Annotated in this window: 19 protein-coding genes; 5 read left to right on the forward strand and 14 right to left on the reverse strand. The window is 61.6% G+C overall.

Annotation, left to right across the window (positions count from 1 at the left end):
* The first annotated feature begins 1 nt into the window (after position 1).
* Entirely contained in the window at positions 2 to 448 is a 447-nt protein-coding gene (locus JYP46_RS04520) for a DNA polymerase III subunit chi (RefSeq protein ID WP_206547384.1), read from the forward strand.
* Positions 449 to 630: 182 nt separating this feature from the next.
* Here JYP46_RS04520 and JYP46_RS04525 read toward each other — a convergent pair whose 3' ends face one another.
* From JYP46_RS04525 to JYP46_RS04540, 4 genes are all read right to left on the reverse strand, one after another.
* On the reverse strand, positions 631 to 1,329 hold the full coding sequence (locus JYP46_RS04525; protein WP_206547385.1) for an HAD family hydrolase: 699 nt from the start codon (positions 1,327 to 1,329) through the stop codon (positions 631 to 633).
* Entirely contained in the window at positions 1,326 to 3,203 is a 1,878-nt protein-coding gene (locus JYP46_RS04530) for an ABC-F family ATP-binding cassette domain-containing protein (protein ID WP_113154726.1), read from the reverse strand. The genes JYP46_RS04525 and JYP46_RS04530 overlap by 4 nt, the downstream gene beginning before the upstream one ends.
* Before the next feature lie 167 nt (positions 3,204 to 3,370).
* The gene (locus tag JYP46_RS04535) at positions 3,371 to 4,012 is read right to left on the reverse strand and encodes a hypothetical protein (protein WP_206547386.1); all 642 of its coding nucleotides are present in this window, start codon (positions 4,010 to 4,012) and stop codon (positions 3,371 to 3,373) included.
* Positions 4,013 to 4,172: 160 nt separating this feature from the next.
* The gene (locus JYP46_RS04540; protein WP_206547387.1) at positions 4,173 to 4,685 is read right to left on the reverse strand and encodes a DinB family protein; all 513 of its coding nucleotides are present in this window, start codon (positions 4,683 to 4,685) and stop codon (positions 4,173 to 4,175) included.
* A 114-nt stretch (positions 4,686 to 4,799) separates the two neighbouring features.
* On the opposite strand from JYP46_RS04540, the gene JYP46_RS04545 reads away from it, so the two are divergent.
* Both JYP46_RS04545 and ndk read left to right on the forward strand, forming a co-directional pair.
* Entirely contained in the window at positions 4,800 to 5,489 is a 690-nt protein-coding gene (locus JYP46_RS04545; protein WP_206547388.1) for a glutathione S-transferase family protein, read from the forward strand.
* 181 nt (positions 5,490 to 5,670) lie between these two features.
* Positions 5,671 to 6,093, forward strand: coding sequence for a nucleoside-diphosphate kinase (gene ndk, locus JYP46_RS04550; protein WP_206547389.1), 423 nt, complete (start codon positions 5,671 to 5,673; stop codon positions 6,091 to 6,093).
* A 58-nt stretch (positions 6,094 to 6,151) separates the two neighbouring features.
* Here the strand turns inward: ndk and JYP46_RS04555 are convergent, their stop codons facing one another.
* The 6 genes from JYP46_RS04555 to JYP46_RS04580 all read right to left on the reverse strand — a co-directional run bounded on the left by JYP46_RS04555 (position 6,152) and on the right by JYP46_RS04580 (position 12,808).
* Positions 6,152 to 8,404, reverse strand: coding sequence for a putative bifunctional diguanylate cyclase/phosphodiesterase (locus JYP46_RS04555; RefSeq protein ID WP_206547390.1), 2,253 nt, complete (start codon positions 8,402 to 8,404; stop codon positions 6,152 to 6,154).
* A 117-nt stretch (positions 8,405 to 8,521) separates the two neighbouring features.
* The gene (locus JYP46_RS04560; RefSeq protein WP_206546655.1) at positions 8,522 to 8,992 is read right to left on the reverse strand and encodes a molybdenum cofactor biosynthesis protein MoaE; all 471 of its coding nucleotides are present in this window, start codon (positions 8,990 to 8,992) and stop codon (positions 8,522 to 8,524) included.
* 2 nt (positions 8,993 to 8,994) lie between these two features.
* On the reverse strand, positions 8,995 to 9,252 hold the full coding sequence (gene moaD / locus JYP46_RS04565; RefSeq protein ID WP_206546656.1) for a molybdopterin converting factor subunit 1: 258 nt from the start codon (positions 9,250 to 9,252) through the stop codon (positions 8,995 to 8,997).
* Positions 9,249 to 9,848: a CDP-diacylglycerol--glycerol-3-phosphate 3-phosphatidyltransferase gene (pgsA, locus tag JYP46_RS04570; RefSeq protein ID WP_113154734.1), complete on the reverse strand. Its 600-nt coding sequence runs from the start codon at positions 9,846 to 9,848 to the stop codon at positions 9,249 to 9,251. Before pgsA ends, moaD begins: the two co-directional genes overlap by 4 nt.
* A 207-nt stretch (positions 9,849 to 10,055) precedes the next feature.
* Entirely contained in the window at positions 10,056 to 12,047 is a 1,992-nt protein-coding gene (gene uvrC, locus JYP46_RS04575; protein ID WP_206547391.1) for an excinuclease ABC subunit UvrC, read from the reverse strand.
* Positions 12,044 to 12,808 (reverse strand): SDR family oxidoreductase, encoded by a 765-nt coding sequence (locus tag JYP46_RS04580; protein WP_206546658.1) that lies wholly within the window; start codon positions 12,806 to 12,808, stop codon positions 12,044 to 12,046. Before JYP46_RS04580 ends, uvrC begins: the two co-directional genes overlap by 4 nt.
* Before the next feature lie 324 nt (positions 12,809 to 13,132).
* On the opposite strand from JYP46_RS04580, the gene JYP46_RS04585 reads away from it, so the two are divergent.
* Positions 13,133 to 13,786 (forward strand): outer membrane protein, encoded by a 654-nt coding sequence (locus tag JYP46_RS04585; RefSeq protein ID WP_206547392.1) that lies wholly within the window; start codon positions 13,133 to 13,135, stop codon positions 13,784 to 13,786.
* Between the two features lie 168 nt (positions 13,787 to 13,954).
* On the opposite strand, the gene JYP46_RS04590 is transcribed toward JYP46_RS04585, so the two are convergent.
* Positions 13,955 to 14,896 (reverse strand): calcium/sodium antiporter, encoded by a 942-nt coding sequence (locus JYP46_RS04590; RefSeq protein ID WP_206547393.1) that lies wholly within the window; start codon positions 14,894 to 14,896, stop codon positions 13,955 to 13,957.
* A gap of 302 nt (positions 14,897 to 15,198) precedes the next feature.
* Here JYP46_RS04590 and JYP46_RS04595 point away from each other — a divergent pair, with 302 nt between their 5' ends.
* Entirely contained in the window at positions 15,199 to 15,870 is a 672-nt protein-coding gene (locus JYP46_RS04595; protein WP_113154737.1) for an outer membrane protein, read from the forward strand.
* 66 nt (positions 15,871 to 15,936) lie between these two features.
* Here JYP46_RS04595 and JYP46_RS04600 read toward each other — a convergent pair whose 3' ends face one another.
* The 3 genes from JYP46_RS04600 to JYP46_RS04610 form a co-directional block, all read right to left on the reverse strand.
* Positions 15,937 to 16,608 (reverse strand): ribonuclease T2 family protein, encoded by a 672-nt coding sequence (locus tag JYP46_RS04600; RefSeq protein WP_206547394.1) that lies wholly within the window; start codon positions 16,606 to 16,608, stop codon positions 15,937 to 15,939.
* 23 nt (positions 16,609 to 16,631) lie between these two features.
* Positions 16,632 to 17,069, reverse strand: coding sequence for a hypothetical protein (locus JYP46_RS04605; protein ID WP_113154739.1), 438 nt, complete (start codon positions 17,067 to 17,069; stop codon positions 16,632 to 16,634).
* Positions 17,070 to 17,150: 81 nt separating this feature from the next.
* Complete coding sequence (locus tag JYP46_RS04610; protein WP_206547395.1) at positions 17,151 to 17,999, reverse strand: 23S rRNA (adenine(2030)-N(6))-methyltransferase RlmJ; 849 nt, start codon at positions 17,997 to 17,999, stop codon at positions 17,151 to 17,153.
* Between the last annotated feature and the right edge of the window lie 25 nt (positions 18,000 to 18,024).

An 18,024-nucleotide genomic window follows, 5' to 3' on the forward strand; every position in this document is an offset into this window, starting at 1 on the left:
GATGGACGTTCTCTTCTATCACCTCACCGAATCGACGCTGGAGGAGGCGCTGCCTCCTCTGGTGGAGAAAAGCCTCGAGAGGGGATGGAGGGTGGCCATCCAGACCGGAAGCCGGGAGCGCTGCGAGGCGCTCGACAACTGGCTTTGGACATGGCGCGAGGAGGCCTTTCTCGCCCATGGCACGGATCGGGACGAGCATCCCGAACACCAGCCCGTGCTTCTGACCGACGTGTCGGCCAACCCAAACGGTGCGCAGATCCGATTTTTCGTGGATGGTGCGGATCCGGGCGCGGTGGATGGTTATGAACGTGCGGTTCTCATGTTCGATGGCCACGATGCCGACCAGCTCAACGCCGCGCGCCAGCACTGGAAGATGCTGAAATCGGCAGGCCACGCCGTCACCTACTGGCAGCAGGGGCCGGATCGGCGCTGGCAGAAGAAGGCCTGAGGCCTCCCGTCCATTTGTCGAACCAATACGAAAAGGGCTGCCTTGCGCAGCCCTTTTTCGTTTCAGAATGTTCAGCCGGGCTAAGGCATCGGCCGAAAATCGGGGTCGATTTTCGGAAAGCACGATGCGTGGATTCAAGAGGTTAGAGTGCCCTTTGTGCGCCCGAATGGACGCACGGCGCTCTAACCGATCTCCGCGAGCAATTCTTCCAGTTCGCCCAGATGCGCGATCTCGCGAAAGCGCGGCGCGTCTTCCGGCGCTTCCGCATGCTCGTGCGACCAGGTGAGGTCATGCGGCACGAAAACACCCCACGAACCGGCCTCAATGGCCGGAATCACATCGGACTTCAGCGAATTGCCGATCATCATCGCGTGTTCGGGGCCATCGCCATGGGCCGCAAAAACCCGCTCATAGGTCGTGCGTGATTTGTCGCTGACGATCTCGACCGCGTCGAACCAGTCGCCGAGACCCGAAGCCGCCAGCTTGCGCTCCTGATCGAAGAGGTCGCCCTTGGTGATCAGCACCAGCCGGTGCCGACCGACAAGCCGCTCCAGCGCCTCGCGGGCATGGGGCAGGGTCTCGACCGGGTGGTCGAGCATCTCGCGCCCCGCGTCGAGAATGTTTTGAATGGTCGCCACCGGCACACGGCCCCCGGTCACCTCGATCGCGGTTTCGATCATCGACAGGGTAAAGCCCTTGATGCCGAAACCATACTTTCCGAGATTGCGCTTCTCGGCATCGAGAAGCCGCTCCGTCAGGTGATCGGGATCGGCATAGTCGCCAAGCAGTTCGGCGAAGCGCGCTTCGGTTATGCGGAAGAAGCGCTCATTCTGCCAGAGCGTGTCATCCGCATCGAAGCCGATGGTAAGCGCGCGTGTCACGAGGCCATTTCCTCCTCATACTCGGTGGAAAGCGTCAGCCAGCGATCTTCATGCTTTGAAAGCATGTCGGCAAGGTCCGAACGCTCCTTGGCGAGCGAAGAGACCTTTTCCGGCTCCTTGTCGTAGAGGCTTGTATCGGCAAGCCGCGCCTCAATGGCTTCGATCCGCTTGCGCGTTCGGTCGATCAGTCCCTCGGTCGCCTTGATCTCCTTGGACAAGGGCTCGAGAGCGGCGCGCTTGCGCGCAGCCTCCTTGCGCTTGTCGGCCTTGGAGGCCTTGTCGCTTTCCCGCTTTTCCCGGTTGCGGCTCGCGCCTCCGGTCATCTGGCTGCGGTAATCGTCCATGTCGCCGTCGAAAGGCGATACGGTCCCGCCGCCCACGATCCACAGCCGGTCGGCCGTGGCCTCGATCAGGTGCCGGTCATGGCTGATGAGGATCACCGCGCCCTCGAACATGTTGAGCGCCTCGACCAGCGCTTCACGGCTGTCGATGTCTAGATGGTTGGTCGGTTCGTCGAGGATGAGCAGGTGCGGGGCCTCGAATGTGGCAAGCCCCATCAGAAGCCGCGCCTTCTCGCCACCCGACAGATCGCGCGCCGGCGTCGACATCTTTTCCGTCGTCAGGCCGAACTGCGCGACCCGCGCCCGCACCTTCGCCTCCGGTGCATCCGGCATCAGCCGGCGCAGATGCTGATAGGCGTCTTCATCGGGACGCAGATCGTCGAGCTGGTGCTGCGCGAAGATCGAAACCTTCAGCCCCGGCGCGACGGTCTTGGTGCCCTTTTCGAGCGTGAGCCGGTCGGCGATCAGTTTGGCGAAGGTCGATTTGCCGTTGCCGTTGGAGCCGAGAAGCGCGATCCGGTCATCATTGTCGATGCGCAGCGTGAGCCCACGCAGAACGGGTTTGCCGGGCGTGTAGCCGACCGTTCCGCCATCAAGGGCGATGATCGGGGAGGCGACGGCCTTCTCCGGATTGGGAAAACGGAAAGGCAACACCGTCTCGTTCAGCACGGCGGCCATGGGCGACATGCGCTCCAGCGCCTTCAGGCGCGACTGCGCCTGGCGCGCCTTCGACGCCTTGTAGCGGAAGCGGTCGACAAAGGCCTGCATGTGCTTGCGCTGGGCGTCCTGCTTGACGCGCATCTTCTCCTGCAGCTCCGCCTTCTCGGCATACTGCTTGGCGAACTGGTCGTAGCCGCCGCGCCAGAACGTCAGCTTCTTGTGTTCCAGATGCACGATGGACGAGACCGCCCGGTTGAGCAGGTCGCGATCATGGCTGATGAGGAGCACGGTATGCGGATAGCGCGAGAGATAGTTCTCGAGCCACAGCGTGCCTTCCAGATCCAGATAGTTGGTCGGTTCGTCGAGCAACAGAAGATCGGGCTGGGTGAAGAGAACCGCCGCCAGCGCCACGCGCATGCGCCAGCCGCCGGAAAACGACGAGGCCGGGCGCTTCTGCGCTTCGGCGTCGAAACCCAGGCCGGAAAGGATCGCGGCTGCCCGCGCTTCCGCCGAGTGGGCGTCGATATCGGTCAGCCGGGTCTGGATCTCGGCGATGCGATGCGCGTCGGTTGCCGTCTGTGCCTCGGCCAGAAGCGCTTCGCGTTCGGTGTCTGCACGCAGAACGATGTCGATCAGCGGCTCTTCCGTCCCCGGCGCTTCCTGCGCAACCTGGCCGATGCGCATGCCCCTGGGCAGGCTGATCGTGCCGGACTCGGAGGCAAGGTCTCCGGTGATGGCGCGGAAAAGGGTCGTCTTGCCGGTGCCATTGCGGCCGACAATGCCCGCCTTGGTGCCAGCGGGGAGGGAGAGCGATGCCTGGTCGATCAGAAGGCGGCCGGCAATGCGCAGCGAAAGGTTTGAAATCGTCAACATGACGGCGTTTTGACGGTTCGCCGTCTGGCTGGCAAGACGTCACTGTAAAAGCAGCTGACTTGACGCAACAGAACCGCCTCAGTGTTGCCAAAAGCAGACAGGTGTGGCCCATGGAATTTAGGCCGCACGCGGAGCCCCTGTTGCAGCCATATTAACGGGTTCTGACCCTAGCGGGCCGCAGCCTGGCGAAGCGCCTTGCACATCTGCACCAGCGCATAATCCCAGGCGTTCGGATCACGCAGAATGCTGACGCAGCGTTTGCGATAGACGGCGATCTGCTGATTGCTCATGCTGCTCAGCGCGCGCTGGCCGATATTGTTGCCGCTGCTGAAAATGCCGGTATTGGTGCTGCCCGGTCGTCCCGCGCGGGGTGTTCCTGTGCCGGGCGTTCCTGTGCCGCCCGGGCCAATGCCGACACCAACGCCAACACCAATCCCGCCACCGCCGCCGCCAATATTGGCGTCGACACCGGCATTCACGCCGCCGGTGCCGCCGAGGGAAGCCGTCGTGCCGGAATCGACCACGCCGCCGCTTCCGCCCACGCTCGTGCTGCTGGAGACGCTCGCCGCGCCGCCGACAGAGGCATTGGCGTCAACGCCTGCCACACTGCCACCGCCCACTGACGCGCCCACACCGGCGCTTGTGCCGCCCTGATCCACACCGACGCTGGCGCCAAGGCCGTTATCCGTATCTACCGATGCGGAGATGCCGCCGACGCTGACATCAATCGCCTGACTTGGGGTGATCATGGCCAATGCAATGACCCCGCTGGCCACGCCTGCGAGAATTCCATTCTGCACTTTGTTCATGGTTCTCCTCCTTGATGGCGGCTTTCGTCCATTCAAGGATGGTAGGGGCAATATGAAAAAGTGAAGGGTACTATTGGGTTGAAGGTTTAATTGTAGAGTCGAAGTTTGTGAAATATATAATCAATTTTATTGCTTTAAGTCTGTAATGAGTGGTCGCTTGTCAGGCGAACCTTGCTCCGTCTTTTGTGCGGTGGAAATATATGAGATCCAGTGACGGTGCTTCCACGCCCAGTATCGACAATGCGGCATGCGCCTGACCGCGATGATGCGTCTGGTGATTGAAGAAATGCACAAGTGCGGGCGCAAGACGCTGTGAAACCGTGCGAACATCCGTAACGGTCACATAGGTAAAACGTCCTGAAAACGCAGCCTCGTCCAGACTATCGATCCATTCCACAATGCGTTTGTCTTCGTCGTCACGGGCAATCCGCAGGGCGGGCAGCGCGCTGTGCAGGATGGTGTCGAGCGCACCGGGGGATGCGCCTTCGCCGGTGAAGCGCTTCATCCAGATCAGGTCGCCCACCAGAATGTGATTGAGGGTTCTGAGCAGCGATTTGAAGTAGAGGCCGATATCGCGATCAAGCGCGTCGGGGTCCAGCGTCTCGGCTGCATCGTAGATCCGGGCGTTGGCCCAGAGATTGTAGGCGGCCAACATTTGAAATTGCTGTTTCATTGCTTTGTCCGGGAGGCTGGAACAAGAGAATCTCGCCCCAGCGTATTGCATGGCGAACGGATTATGAAATCCTCTCGCACCTGACAGCGCCAATCGCAATCGAGAGGACGAGTTGTGACCATTACACTTTATGAACTGGTGGGCGTGGATGCAGCGCGTCCTTTCAGCCCGCATTGCTGGAAAGTGGCGTTTGCTCTGGCGCATAAGGGACGCGATTTCACGACCGTACCAGTGCCCTTCACGCAGATCGGCGCAATCGAGGGCGGGGCCACGAAAACGGTTCCGCTGATCCGGGATGGCGAAACGCTGGTCGGCGATTCCTTCGCCATCGCGCTCCATCTGGAAGAAGCCTACCCGGACCGGCCAAGCCTGTTTGGCGGAGAGGGCGGCGTGGTGCTGTCCCGTTTCATCGAGAAATGGGCCAATGCAACGCTTGTCCCGTTCGTCGGCGCGTCTCTTCTGCCGGAGATACACGCGGCTCTGGAAGAAGATGACCAGGCCTATTTCCGCCAGACCCGCGAGGCGCGCTTCGGTGGTGCGCTCGAGGATGTCGCCCGGGGGCGCGAGGAGCGGCTTGAAGCGTTTCGCGATGCGCTCGTGCCGCTGCGCGCCGTGGTCAAGCGGCAACCATTCCTGGGCGGGGAGGGACCGCTCTTCGCCGATTATATCGTGGCCGGCGTTTTCCAGTGGGCGCGCGTCATATCGCCGTTCCCTTTCATCGTGGAGGACGATCCCGTCGCACACTGGTTCGAGCGGTGTCTGGAGCTGCATGACGGTCTGGGCCGTCGCGTGCCGGCTGCATGAGCGGCGTCGGCGCGTTTCGATGAAGGAGAGATAACGGATCGGGTGTGAAAACCGCCGTTCAGCGGGCTGAAATCATGCAAGGCGGCGTTGGCCCTTCCCATGTGGGCTCTGGCCGGTTATAGACCGCGCCATCTTCAAACATGGGCCAAGGCCCTAAATCCAGACAATCGAAGGACAGACCATGGCGATCGAACGCACTTTCTCTATGATCAAGCCGGACGCAACGAGGCGCAACCTGACCGGCGCAATCACCAAGAAGCTCGAGGACGCCGGCCTGCGCGTCGTCGCTTCCAAGCGCGTGTGGATGAGCCGCCGTCAGGCAGAAGGCTTCTACGCCGTTCACAAAGAGCGTCCGTTCTTTGACGAACTGTGCGAGTTCATGTCTTCCGGCCCGACCGTCGTTCAGGTTCTCGAAGGCGAGAACGCAATCCTGAAGAACCGCGAAGTGATGGGCGCCACCAACCCGGCAGACGCTGACGAGGGCACCATCCGCAAGGAATTCGCCACTTCGATCGGCGAAAACTCCGTCCACGGTTCCGATGCTCCGGAAACGGCTGCTGAAGAGATCCGTTACTGGTTCTCCGATCTCGAGATCGTCGGCTAATTCTGAGGGTTCATCACGAACCACCAGTTTGAAAACCGGGGCTCAGGCCCCGGTTTTTTTATGCGCCCTGCCGGGTGGAGCCGGGAAAGCGCAGAATGGAGGTGGGGTTGCGGTCGAGAACGAACCTGGCAAAGTCCTCGCCCGTCATGGCGCGCCCGTAGAGCCAGCCCTGGAAGAAGGCGCAGCCGGATGCTTTCAGAAGCGCTTCCTGCCGGGCCGTCTGAACATGCTCCGCCACGGCCGAAAGGCCGAGCGTGGAGGCCATGTCGAGCATGCTCTGCACCAGTGCGCGGTTGTTTTCGCTCGCTTCGATATCGGCGATGAAGCTGCCATCCACCTTCAATTCGTCGAAAGGCAGTTTCTTCAGATAGGCGATGGAGGAATAGCCGGTTCCGAAATCGTCCAGCGATAGCCGCACGCCAAGCGCCTTCAGCTCGTTCATGCGGCGCTGGATCTGCATCTGGTCGCTGGTCAGTACACGCTCCGTCATCTCCAGTGTTAGAAGCTGCGGATTGAGCCCATGCTCTTCCAGCCGGTCATGCAGGAAGGCGACGAAATCCGGATCGCGCAGCGATTTGAGGCTGATGTTCACCGCCATGCGCAGCCCTTCCAGCCGCGGGTTCTTCTTCCATTCAGCCAGGGTTCGAACACTGGTTTCGATGACACCGCGGCCCAGAAGCTCCGAGAGACCGTGCTGTTCGGCCAGTCCCACGAAATCGCTTGGCGACAGGGCGCCGTGATCGGCGTGGTTCCAGCGCAACAGCGCCTCGGCCCCCACCACATGCCCCGCCATGTTCACCTGCGGCTGGTAGTGGAGCTCCAGATTGTTCTCTACCAGCGCGCCGCGCATGTCGCTCAGGAGGCGGAAGCGTTTGCGCTCCTTTTGCAGAACGCGCGGGTCGAACAGCGCGACATTGTTCCGGCCCGAACTCTTGGCCTGATACATGGCCATGTCGGCATTCTTCATCAAAACTTCGGGACCGCGCTCGCTGCCATCGAAAACGAGCACGCCAACGCTTGCGGAGGTGCGATGGGTCATCTGCCCAAGCGTAAACTCCTGGCGCAGGGCGGCAAGCACACGGTTGGCCGCCACAATCGCGTTGCGCGTGGCGCTGGCGGCGGTGGTATCGCTCAGAGAGAGGACGATGACGAACTCGTCGCCGCCGATACGCCCGACCGTGTCGCCCGGGGCGACGGCTGCCTGCAGGCGCGTGGCGACCTGCTTGAGGAAGATGTCGCCGACATCGTGCCCCATCGTGTCATTGAGCGTCTTGAAATTGTCGAGGTCGATGAAGAGGATCGCGCCGCGATTGCCGTTCCTGCTGCATGCCTCCATCTGTTTGCCGACCGCATCAAAAAGGCAGCGGCGGTTGGGAAGGCCCGTTAGCGGATCAAAGAAGGCAAGCCGCTCGATTTCGAGCTCGTTTTTTCTGCGCGCAGACGTGTCGGAGAGGTAGCCGTGCCAGACGATGCCGTCCTCGGTGCTTTCGGGCATCGCGGCGACGCGCAGCCATTTCTCCGAACCATCGACGGCATGCAGGCGGAACTCGCACTCCCAGGCGGAGAGGTTCATGCCCGATTGGCGCAGCGTCTCCAGATACCGTGCGCGGTCTTCAGCATGCACCATGTGGAGGATCGAATTGGGGTCGCCGGGCACCGCATTATACTCATAACCGAGCAGATCACGGAAACCGCGCGAGGTGTAGAGTACGGAAAACCGGCCGCCATTACGCCGCAGCATCTGGAACAGGCCGCCGGGAAGCTGCGATGTCAGCTTTTCGAACATGTCCTGCAGTCGCAGGCGCTTCACGGTTTCGGTGATCTCGCGGACCGATCCTTCATAATAGAGCGGTTTGCCGGTGCGGCGGTCGCGCACGAGACGCGCCGATTCACTGATCCAGATGCGCTCGCGCGTCTTGTGGCGATAGATCTCCGAGATGAAGTTCTCGACCTTGCCGTTCTTCTCCAGCTCCGCGCGAAACGCGTCGCGGCGGGCCGGGTCCACATACCATTCGCTGCCAATATCCGTGACGCCGGCCAGGAGCTCGGCTTCGCTGTCATAGCCATTGAGGCGTACGAGCGCCGGGTTGGCGCTCAGCTGGCGACCGTTGGGCAGCGAGCGGTAGATGCCCTCGGAAAGATTGTCGATCAGCTCCTGATGGTTCACCTGCTCGTCACGAACCGCGCGATAGAGTGAGCGCATGCGAAACAGGCAATAGGCCAGCGCAAGACAGCCAAGAAGGCCGCCAGCTGCGATCCACCAGGCGAGGCCCGCCTGCGTCGCCAGCATCGTCTGGATATTCTCAGACATTGCTCTCCCACCAAGATAACTCAGGGGAAAGCTATAACCTGTAACGGCTTGCCCAAATGTCTAGGAACGGGAGAAAAGCCGGCTATCGTTAGTGAAGGGTAAAAGGAAGAGGTCCGCTCAGCGCTGCCAGCGTTTCATGTCTTCCAGATCGCCCGCCCTGGCCTCGACCCAGTCTCCGCTGTTTTTCTCGGAAACATGCTCTTTTTTCCAGAAAGGAGCGCGGGATTTGAGGAAATCCATGAGGAAATCGGCAGATTCGAAGGCAGCCCGGCGGTGCGAGGAGGCAGCGACCACGAGCACGATGTTTTCCCCAGGGGCAATGCGGCCAAACCGGTGGATAACCGTCAGGCCGGTCAGGGGCCAGCGCTCGGCCGCCTCGGCAGCGATGCGCGCGATCTCGGCCTCGGCCATGCCCGGATAGTGTTCGAGTTCGAGCGCATCAAGCCGCCCGTTCTCATCGCGGCAAAGCCCGGTGAAGCTCACCACCGCGCCAACGTCGCGGCGGCCTTCGGTCAGGCGGCGGCTTTCGGCGGCAGGGTCGAAATCCTCTGCCTGAACACGCACCAGAGGCTCACAAGGCGCAGTCATGGTCAGCCCCCGGTCATGGGCGGAAAGAGCGCCACTTCACCGTTCCGGGGCAGGGCGGCCGTGTGTTCGGCATGCTCCTGATTGATTGCGACGCGGATCACGTCGGACCGCTCAAGGGCGGTTTCGTAGTTTTCGCCACGGGTTTTCAGCCAGGCGAGCAGGTCCGTCACTGTCTTGACGTCGGCGGGCAGGTCAACGGTCTCTTCCGGCAGGCCGATGCGCTCACGAACCCAGGCGAAATAGACGAGTTTCACGGTCATTCCTCCACAATATGCTTCAGCCCGGCGCGGAAATAGTCATAACCGGTGTAAAGCGTCACGACGGCCGAGATCCAAAGAAGCACAATGCCCATCTCGGTGGTGTAGGGCAGGATCTTGTCACCGGCGGGGCCGGCCAGCAGGAAGGCGATGGCGACCATCTGGATCGTCGTCTTCCATTTGGCGAGCTGCGTCACGGGAACGCTGACCTTGAGTGCGGCGAGATATTCGCGCAGGCCAGAAACGAGAATTTCGCGGCACAGGATGATGATCGCCGCCCAGAGCGACCATCCGGCGATGGTGCGGTCCGTGTCGGCTGCCAGAAGCAGAAGGCAGGTGGAAACGAGGAGCTTGTCGGCGATGGGATCAAGCATCTTGCCGATATTCGAGGTCTGCTTCCAGATGCGCGCCAGGTAGCCATCGAAGTAATCGGTAATGCTGGCGAGGATGAAGAGCGCCAGCGCCGACCAGCGGGCGAAGTCGCTCGATTGCAGCCGCCCCTCCAGGAAAAAGCACAGCACGATTGCCGGCACCGCAAGAATGCGGCCATAGGTCAGGAGGTTCGGGATGTTGAATGCCGGCGTTCTGCGTCTGGCCATGAAGCGCAATCCTGCTCAGGTCTGCCCCGGAATGTGCGGACACATTCCAACCCATTGATTTTAAAATCACCGCGTCCCAAGCGCGAGGACACGACGAACACACGCCCGTCGGGCTCGACTGGCAAATACCAATCGTTACCTGTCAAATCAGAACCGGGAGCGAACGGCAAGCGCCAACCGGGGTAACCGCGACGAAAGAACGCCGCTTCAGCCGTTTTCGTGGAAATGATTGTAGATCTGGCGGGCAATTGCCTCGGAGATGCCGTCCACGGCGATCAGGTCATCAATGCCGGCGCGGCTGACAGCCTTGGCCGTGCCGAAGTGATGCAGCAATGCGCGCTTGCGGCCGGGGCCGATGCCGCTGATCTCATCAAGCGGGTTCTTCACCATCTCCTTCTTGCGGCGCGCCCGGTGCGAGCCGATGGCGAAACGGTGCGCCTCGTCGCGCAGCCGCTGGATGAAATAAAGCACGGGATCACGCACCGGCAGGGTGAACGAGCTTTTGCCGGCCATGAAGAAGCGCTCGCGTCCGGCATCGCGGTCGACGCCCTTGGCGACGCCGATGGCTGTCACCATTTCCGTGATGCCGAGTTCCTCGAGGATCTGCGCGGCGGCCGCCAGCTGTCCCTGACCACCATCGATCAGAATGACATCGGGCCAGGCGGGGATGTCCGCCATCTCGGGAGCGTCGGCCTCGTCATCACCGGTCTTCTGTGCGTCCCCGGCAATCGGGAGACCGTTCTCCTTGATGAGGCGGGAGAAGCGCCTCTGCATCACCTCGCGCATCATGCCGTAGTCATCGCCGGGGGTGATGTCGGTCGAACGGATGTTGAACTTGCGATACTGGTTCTTGGCGAAGCCTTCCGCTCCGGCGACGATCATGCCGCCCACCGCGTTGGTGCCCATGATGTGCGAGTTGTCGTAGACCTCGATGCGGCGCGGGGCTTCTTCCAGTCCGAAGGTTTCGGCAAACCCCTCCATCAGGCGCGCCTGCGAAGAGGTTTCCGCCAGTCGCCGTCCAAGCGCCTCGCGGGCGTTTTGAAGCGCGTGGTCGGTCAGGTCCTTCTTCTCGCCGCGCTGCGGGCACAGCACCTGAACCTTGCGGCCGGCGCGGGTGGAAAGCGCCTCGGTGAGAAGTTCCTGCTCTTCGACTTCATGCGACAGAAGCACCATGCGCGGGCAGGGCTTGTCGTCATAGAACTGGGCGAGGAACGCGCCGAGCACCTCATTGGCCTCAAGCGCCGGGTCCGCCTTGGGGAAATAGGCGCGGTTGCCCCAGTTCTGCCCGGTGCGGAAGAAGAAGACCTGAATGCAGTTCTGCCCGCCTTCCTGATGGATGGCGAACACATCGGCTTCCTCAACACCCTGCGGGTTGATGCCCTGATGGCTCTGCACGTGGCTAAGGGCGGAAAGCCGGTCGCGATAGATCGCGGCACGCTCGAAATCGAGCGCCTCGGAGGCTTCCTGCATGGATTTGGCGATCTCCGCCTTCACCCTGCTGGAGCGACCGGAGAGGAAAGCCTTCGCTTCCGAAACAAGATCGCCGTAATCGTCTTCGCTGATTTCGCCGGTGCAGGGGCCGGAGCAACGCTTGATCTGATAGAGCAGGCAGGGGCGGGTACGGCTTTCGAACACGGAATCCGTGCAGGTGCGCAGCAAAAAGGCGCGTTGCAGCGAGTTGATGGTGCGGCTGACGGCGCCGGCGGAGGCGAAGGGGCCGAAATAATCGCCCTTCTTGGAGCGCGCGCCGCGATGCTTGAAGATGCCGGGTGCGGAATGGTCGCCGGTCAGAAGGATATAGGGAAACGATTTGTCGTCGCGCAGCAGCACGTTGAAACGCGGGCGCAGACGCTTGATCAGATTGGCTTCCAGAAGCAGCGCTTCGGTTTCCGTTCGCGTGACCACGAACTCCATCGACGCCGTTTCGCGCACCATCCGGCCAATGCGGTTGGTGTGGCCGCGCCCCTGCGCGTAGTTGGTGACGCGCTTCTTCAGGCTGCGGGCCTTGCCCACATAGAGAACATCGCCCTCGGCGTTCATCATCCGGTAGACGCCGGGTGCGTTCGGTAGCCGCTTTACCGCAGACTGGATGACCTCGATGCCGACCACGCCATCGGTGGTCTCGCCGCTGTCCCAGTCGAGGGCGAGGTTTGCCGGTTCCTTGAGGGCAGTCTCCTTGAGGACGGTTTTGGCGTTCACTCGGGCACTCCCGCCACGTCAGGCGTTTCCCAGGCCAGGTGCTGGCCGCCGTCGAGCGCGATCATCTGGCCGGTGATCGAGCGCGTCTCCCAGAGATAGCGCACCGTGCGGCCGAAATCGTCCAGATCCGGCGCGCGCCCCAGAATGAGGCCATCGGTCTGACGGTCGAAATCTTCCTGCTGCTGGCGCTGGTTGGGCAGGGTGGGGCCGGGGCCGATGGCGTTGACGCGGATGTTCGGGCCAAGCGCCTGCGCCATGGTGCGTGTCGCGGTCCAGAGCGCGGATTTGGAAAGCGTGTAGCTGAAGAAGCGCGGGTTCAGTCGCCATACGCGCTGGTCGATCATGTTGACGATCAGGGCCTGCGCATCGTCGGGCAAAGCCTGTGTCAGCGCCTGCGCGATCAGCGCAGGGGCTTTGACGTGAAGGTCGAAATGGGCGTCCCAGCCTTCGTCGGTAAAGTCGGAGACTGCATCATCCTCGAAGATCGAGGCATTGTTGATCACGATGGACGGCAGGCCCAGCGCCTCTTCTGTCTGGCCGATCAGCGCCCGTGTCGCCTTGCCGTCGCGCAGGTCGGCCTGCAGAACGGCGGCCCGTCCGCCTGCCTCGATGATTTCGGCAGCGAGCCGGTCGGCAGCGTCGCGCGAATGGCTGCAATGGATGGCGACGGAAAAGCCGTGACGGCCCAGATCGCGCGCGATGGCCGCGCCGATGCGTTTTGCGCCGCCGGTAATCAGTGCCGTTCCATTGGTCTGTGCCATGTCGCTCCCGTCCATGTCAGTCAGCCGCGAATCCTGTGCGTCTGAAAGCTGAATTTCCATGATGTCATTTAGGCCGAATGAGGCGCGTCTCCAACCCCGTAGCCGCGACATGCGTATTCTCCTGACAGAGAGGGCAAAGGCCAGGGATTTTGGTTTTGATGACTAAGAATTATAAGGCTGATTTTCTGTTGTTTACGTATTCGTACATGTAACTGAAATTTCCGAAGAGTGCCAAAATTCGGACAAGATTGGAAATGATGGAGGGCTGTCTTCGGGTTAAGAAGATTGTTTACGTATGTTTTGTTTTATAAACGGGAAAATTTCATGAAATCGAGTTTTATCCTTCGCTTGAGCACCATGGTTGCCGTGTTGGCAGTCGCCATGGGCATTGGTCCGGCCCTGGCTGCTGACCTTTCGGGTTCGAATGCAGCACCGGATCCCGTCATTCAGCTTCCCGGTTGGGAAGGCACCTATCTGGGCGCCACGTCCGGCGTGGTTCGCACACGTGGCGATGAGGACGGGGACGCAAAGACGAGCACTGATTATATCGGTGGCGTGTTCGCTGGCTACAATGCCCAGACAGGCAAAGTTGTTTACGGTGTCGAGGGCGAGCTCGGCTATAACGGCCTGAAGGCTTCCAGCTTGGGCGCTGACATCAAGGGCGGTGCCAATGGTGCGGTTCGCGGACGCCTTGGTTACGCGGTCAATGACCGCCTGCTGATCTACACGGCCGCCGGTCTGGCTGCCGGGCGCTACAGCGTAAAGGACGGCAGTGTGTCGGATTCCAGGATGCTTACCGGCTGGACGGCAGGTGTCGGCGCTGACGTGGCGCTGACGGACAAGGTGTTTGCCCGTGGCGAGTATCGCTACACGAATATCGGCAGCATCGGGAGCAACACCTTCGAGACGGCAGGCGGCCCCGCAAAGCTCTCTGGCGGCATGAACGAGTTTCGCATCGGTCTCGGCGTGCGCTTCTGATCACCCGATCAAAGTCAGGCCAGATGTACTGATCTGGTCCTTAAATAGAGATGAAGCCGGCGCGAGGCCGGCTTCATCATTTTCTTTTCGTCGCTGGACATGCGCGATCCAGAAGGCCGCGATCCGGAATGCCGCGATCCGGAAGGCCGCGAACCAGAAGACCGCGATCTAGAACACCGTGGCGATGTATCCGGCGAACGCCGCCAGCATTGCGCCGCCAACCGCCTTTCCGGCGGGCAGGCGCAGGAAACCCAGAAGCGCCAGCGCAAGGCTCGCGCCCAGCATTACCCACATGTCGACGGAAATGATGCGCGGATCGACTGCGACCGGTGTGATCAGCGCCGTCAGTCCCATGATGCATGCGATGTTGAAGATGTTCGAGCCGACAATGTTGCCCAGCGCCATCGTCGACTGACGCTTGATTGCTGCGGCCACGCTGGTTGCGAGCTCGGGCAGCGAAGTGCCAATGGCGACAATGGTCAGGCCGATGGCGGCGTCGCTGACACCGAAGCTCTCAGCAATCCGCACGGCGCCGGCAACAGTCAGCTGCGCGGCGATGGGGAGGCCGACGACGCCGGCAACAAGATAGATGATGACCCGTTTGCGGTCATGCGGTGCTTCCCCGATATCGTCATGGAAGTCGTGGTTTTCCGGAGCCCCGCTGCTTCTCGCATCGTAAATCTGCCAGGCGATGAAGGCGCAAAGACCTGCGAAGAGTGCAGCGCCTTCAAGCCGGGTGATGACGCCCCCCGCAAGCATCCACATGAAAACTGCCGTCGTACCCAGCATGGCGACCAGATTGCGGCGCAGCCCCTTCTCATTGGAGATGACGGGGTAGATGAGCGCTGGCACGCCCAGCACCAGAAGCACATTGGCGATGTTGGAGCCAACCACGTTGCCGACGGCAAGGCCAGGCGCGCCGGAAAGCGCAGCCTGCACGGATGTGAAAAGTTCAGGTGCGGAGGTTCCGAACGCCACCACGGTCAAGCCGATGATGAGAGGGGAAATTCCGAGATTCTCGGCAAGGCCGACGGCGCCCTTCACAAAGATGTCGCCTGCGAAGAATAGAAGCGTGACGCCGACTGCCAGCATAAGCAGACTGAAAAGCATGAATGTCCCCATGTGATCCGCGATTTCTCGCGGTATATAGGTGCTCACCTGTCGGCCCCCAAGGCCCGGAAATAATTCTGTTGCCAAATTGCAACGTCAATTTTCCGCCTCATTGGCGCCCCCGAAAGACCTATTTTTGGGGCACGTTCAGCCTCATTTCACGCCCAGATAAGGGCATGCGACGTCGGGATAGCTTCCTCCCAAGGTTCCTGGCCTCGCCAGCGTGGTGCGTTTTACGGGCATGATGCTCAAGAGGGACGACCACAGCTTTGAAAATGCTAGTGGCTTAAGGAGTATGGACCATGAAAGCCCATAAGAACGTCATTCTGTCGACGGCCGCAGCCGTTGGTTTTGTCGCAGTCGCAGGCGTTGCCAATGCAGCCGATGCGGTCATCGAGCAGCCGCCGGCACCGCCCGCAGCGCCGGTGATCTCCACCCCGATCAACAATTGGGAAGGCGGCTACGCCGGTATCGCACTCGGCTACGGCTTCTCTGGCGAAACCTCCGCCAACCAGCCGGTCGTCGGCAACGACATCGGCACCGATGGCTTCGTCGGCAACGGTTTTGCCGGTTGGAACTTCCAGTCCGGTAGCTTTGTCTACGGTGTTGAAGGTGATGTCGGTTACAACGGCATGAAGGGCACCAATGCCGGTGTCGAATCCAAGGGTGGCGTCGACGGTACGCTGCGCGCACGTCTTGGTGTTGCCGCGACCGACAACATCCTGATCTACGGTACGGCCGGTGGTGCTGCAGAGCGCCTGAAGGTTTCCGATGCAGCCGGTTCCGACACCAACACCATGCTCGGCTGGACGGCCGGCGCAGGTGTCGACGCCAAGCTGACCGAGCGCGTCTTCGGTCGCGTCGAGTATCGCTACACGAAGTTCGGCAGCGAGACGTTCAACACCGGTAGCGGTGCACAGGACGTCAGCGACAGCTCCAACAAGGTCATGTTCGGCCTTGGTATGCAGTTCTAATCGAACTGAAGAGCAATCGGGAAAAGCCGGGCCATGCGCCCGGCTTTTTCTTTATCTGCCGCTTCTTTATCTGCTGCGGGCCGGAGGCAGGAGAACGCGTTTGCTGCGGCAGTCCTTGCGGTCCACCGCTTCGCAGGCGCGGAATTCCATGTCCTTCGTCATGCAGATGCGCACCTCGCGCAGATAGCGCCTGTCGCAGGTGACCGCGATCGCATCCTTCTCCAGCCCCGGATTGGCGGCAAGGAAAGCCTCCTCCACGGCCTCAGGCGAGACCATCACCGGTTTTTCCAGGTTTCTGAATGCGGGCGGCGTCTCTACGCGCTCACGCGCCTTGCGGGTGAGGGCGAAATAGTCTTCCTGCGCAACGCCCGTGCACATGCCGTGCTTGCGCCACTGGTGCCCCATCAGGCCGGCGGATGGCATGATGTCGCGATAGCGGTCTACCAGCGCGTTGGGCACGCGCTGCGGGCGTTTGGAGCGGCAATACTCCGGATAGCCATCCTCATATTGCGGCCACAGACCGTGGACAACGAAGGCATAGGGACGTTCGCGCCCGCATTGCTGCCGGTTCGCGTCTGCGCCTTCAGCGGCGCAATAGCTGGGCGACCAGCTCAGAGACAAGACGTAGAAGTCGAACACCCCAGTCGGCGCGCCGCGCTCGCCGGCAAGCGCCGGCGCAGCCCCTGACAGAATCAGACAGGCGAAAGCTGCGGCCCGCAGCCGTTTGCCAATGCGCATGGATTGCCCCGGAACTGAATTGCCTATCGCAGAACGCGGCAGCCGCCGTCATAGACGTTCCAGCGGTCGAAGCCGGAAACGCAAAACTCCACATTGTTGCCGAGGCCGGCAAAGCCCTGACCGTATTCGACCAGATACCAGATGGCGCGGTCGCGTCCGTCGGAGAGGCGTGCCGTCGCACGGCAATAGCGCCGCTCGATGGGGCTGTCTGCCGAAGACGGGTTGTAGCGGGTCTGATAGGCGCCGTGGAAATCGACGATGTCGACATTCGGCAGATTCGGTACGTGGGTGACCTGATAGCGAAAACGCTTCTGGATCGTCGACTGGACGCCTGCATCCGCGCAGACATCACCGGTCGCGCCATAGGCGCCAACCGGATCGGCCGCTTGCGCCTGCATTGGAATGAATGCGGTGGCGAAAATTGCGGCGAGGCTGGCTGCCAGAGCCTTGAAGCGCGCCATGAGACTGTCTCCCGGATGAGTGTTACCGTGTAATGCGTAGAGTTTTGCGCCAGCCCGTCTTCGGGGTCAAGCGCGGGCGGGTCATTCTGCCGCCAGCCTTTCGATGCTCCAGCGTCCCTTGCCATTGTCGCCGAGTATGCTGGCGAGCGGCGGCAGGACGGTTTCCATTTCCTTCTGCAGCACGAAGGGCGGGTTGACGATGATCATTCCCGTGCCGTCGAGGCGCGGTTCGGATGAGGGCGCGCGCAGCTGCAGCCGGATGTCGATCACATCGGCGATGCCGCTGTCGGCAAGCGTCTTGCGGAAGGCGTCGACCGCCCTGTGGTCCTTGATCGGGTACCAGATGGCATAGATGCCGCCCGGCCAACGCGCATGTGCTTTCTGAAGCCTGGCCGCGATGCGTGTGAACTCGCCTTCCTGCTCGAAGGGCGGGTCAATGAGGACCAGTCCACGCTTTTCCTTCGGCGGCAGATGCGCGCCGAGCGCCAGCCAGCCGTCTAGCTCGATCACGCGTGTCTGGAAATCGCCGGCGAATTCCTCTTTCAGACGGGCGGCGTCCTGCGGGTGCAGCTCGACGGCGGTCAGGCGGTCCTGTTTGCGCAGGAGGTGGCGTGTGACGCGGGGCGAGCCCGGATAGCGCTGGATGCCGCCTTCCTGATTCACTGCGTGAACGGCATCGAGCAAGGGATTCAAAAGGCTGGCGGTTTCAGCGTCGAGCGAAGCCTCCATCAGCCGTCCGATGCCGCCCTGCCATTCACCCGTCTTCTGCGCCTCCTCGGAAGAAAGGTCATAGAGGCCGATGCCGGCATGGGTGTCGATGACGCGAAAGGCTTTGTCCTTGCGCTTCAGATATTCGACGATGCGCGCCAGCACTGCGTGTTTGACCACATCCGCAAAGTTTCCGGCGTGATAGACGTGACGATAGTTCATGTTACCCACTTCGGTGGCGTTTGCA

The sequence above is a fragment of the Nitratireductor aquimarinus genome (assembly GCF_017255295.1).
Lineage (GTDB): Bacteria > Pseudomonadota > Alphaproteobacteria > Rhizobiales > Rhizobiaceae > Nitratireductor > Nitratireductor aquimarinus.

Bases quoted from the DNA above. Each gene is read 5' to 3' on its own strand.
- JYP46_RS04520 (WP_206547384.1), top strand. From the start codon at position 2: ATGGACGTTCTCTTCTATCACCTCACCGAATCGACGCTGGAGGAGGCG.
- JYP46_RS04530 (WP_113154726.1), bottom strand. From the start codon at position 3,203: ATGTTGACGATTTCAAACCTTTCGCTGCGCATTGCCGGCCGCCTTCTG.
- JYP46_RS04535 (WP_206547386.1), bottom strand. From the start codon at position 4,012: ATGAACAAAGTGCAGAATGGAATTCTCGCAGGCGTGGCCAGCGGGGTC.
- JYP46_RS04540 (WP_206547387.1), bottom strand. From the start codon at position 4,685: ATGAAACAGCAATTTCAAATGTTGGCCGCCTACAATCTCTGGGCCAAC.
- ndk (WP_206547389.1), top strand. From the start codon at position 5,671: ATGGCGATCGAACGCACTTTCTCTATGATCAAGCCGGACGCAACGAGG.
- JYP46_RS04555 (WP_206547390.1), bottom strand. From the start codon at position 8,404: ATGTCTGAGAATATCCAGACGATGCTGGCGACGCAGGCGGGCCTCGCC.
- JYP46_RS04560 (WP_206546655.1), bottom strand. From the start codon at position 8,992: ATGACTGCGCCTTGTGAGCCTCTGGTGCGTGTTCAGGCAGAGGATTTC.
- moaD (WP_206546656.1), bottom strand. From the start codon at position 9,252: ATGACCGTGAAACTCGTCTATTTCGCCTGGGTTCGTGAGCGCATCGGC.
- pgsA (WP_113154734.1), bottom strand. From the start codon at position 9,848: ATGGCCAGACGCAGAACGCCGGCATTCAACATCCCGAACCTCCTGACC.
- JYP46_RS04580 (WP_206546658.1), bottom strand. From the start codon at position 12,808: ATGGCACAGACCAATGGAACGGCACTGATTACCGGCGGCGCAAAACGC.
- JYP46_RS04585 (WP_206547392.1), top strand. From the start codon at position 13,133: ATGAAATCGAGTTTTATCCTTCGCTTGAGCACCATGGTTGCCGTGTTG.
- JYP46_RS04590 (WP_206547393.1), bottom strand. From the start codon at position 14,896: ATGCTTTTCAGTCTGCTTATGCTGGCAGTCGGCGTCACGCTTCTATTC.
- JYP46_RS04595 (WP_113154737.1), top strand. From the start codon at position 15,199: ATGAAAGCCCATAAGAACGTCATTCTGTCGACGGCCGCAGCCGTTGGT.
- JYP46_RS04600 (WP_206547394.1), bottom strand. From the start codon at position 16,608: ATGCGCATTGGCAAACGGCTGCGGGCCGCAGCTTTCGCCTGTCTGATT.
- JYP46_RS04605 (WP_113154739.1), bottom strand. From the start codon at position 17,069: ATGGCGCGCTTCAAGGCTCTGGCAGCCAGCCTCGCCGCAATTTTCGCC.
- JYP46_RS04610 (WP_206547395.1), bottom strand. From the start codon at position 17,999: ATGAACTATCGTCACGTCTATCACGCCGGAAACTTTGCGGATGTGGTC.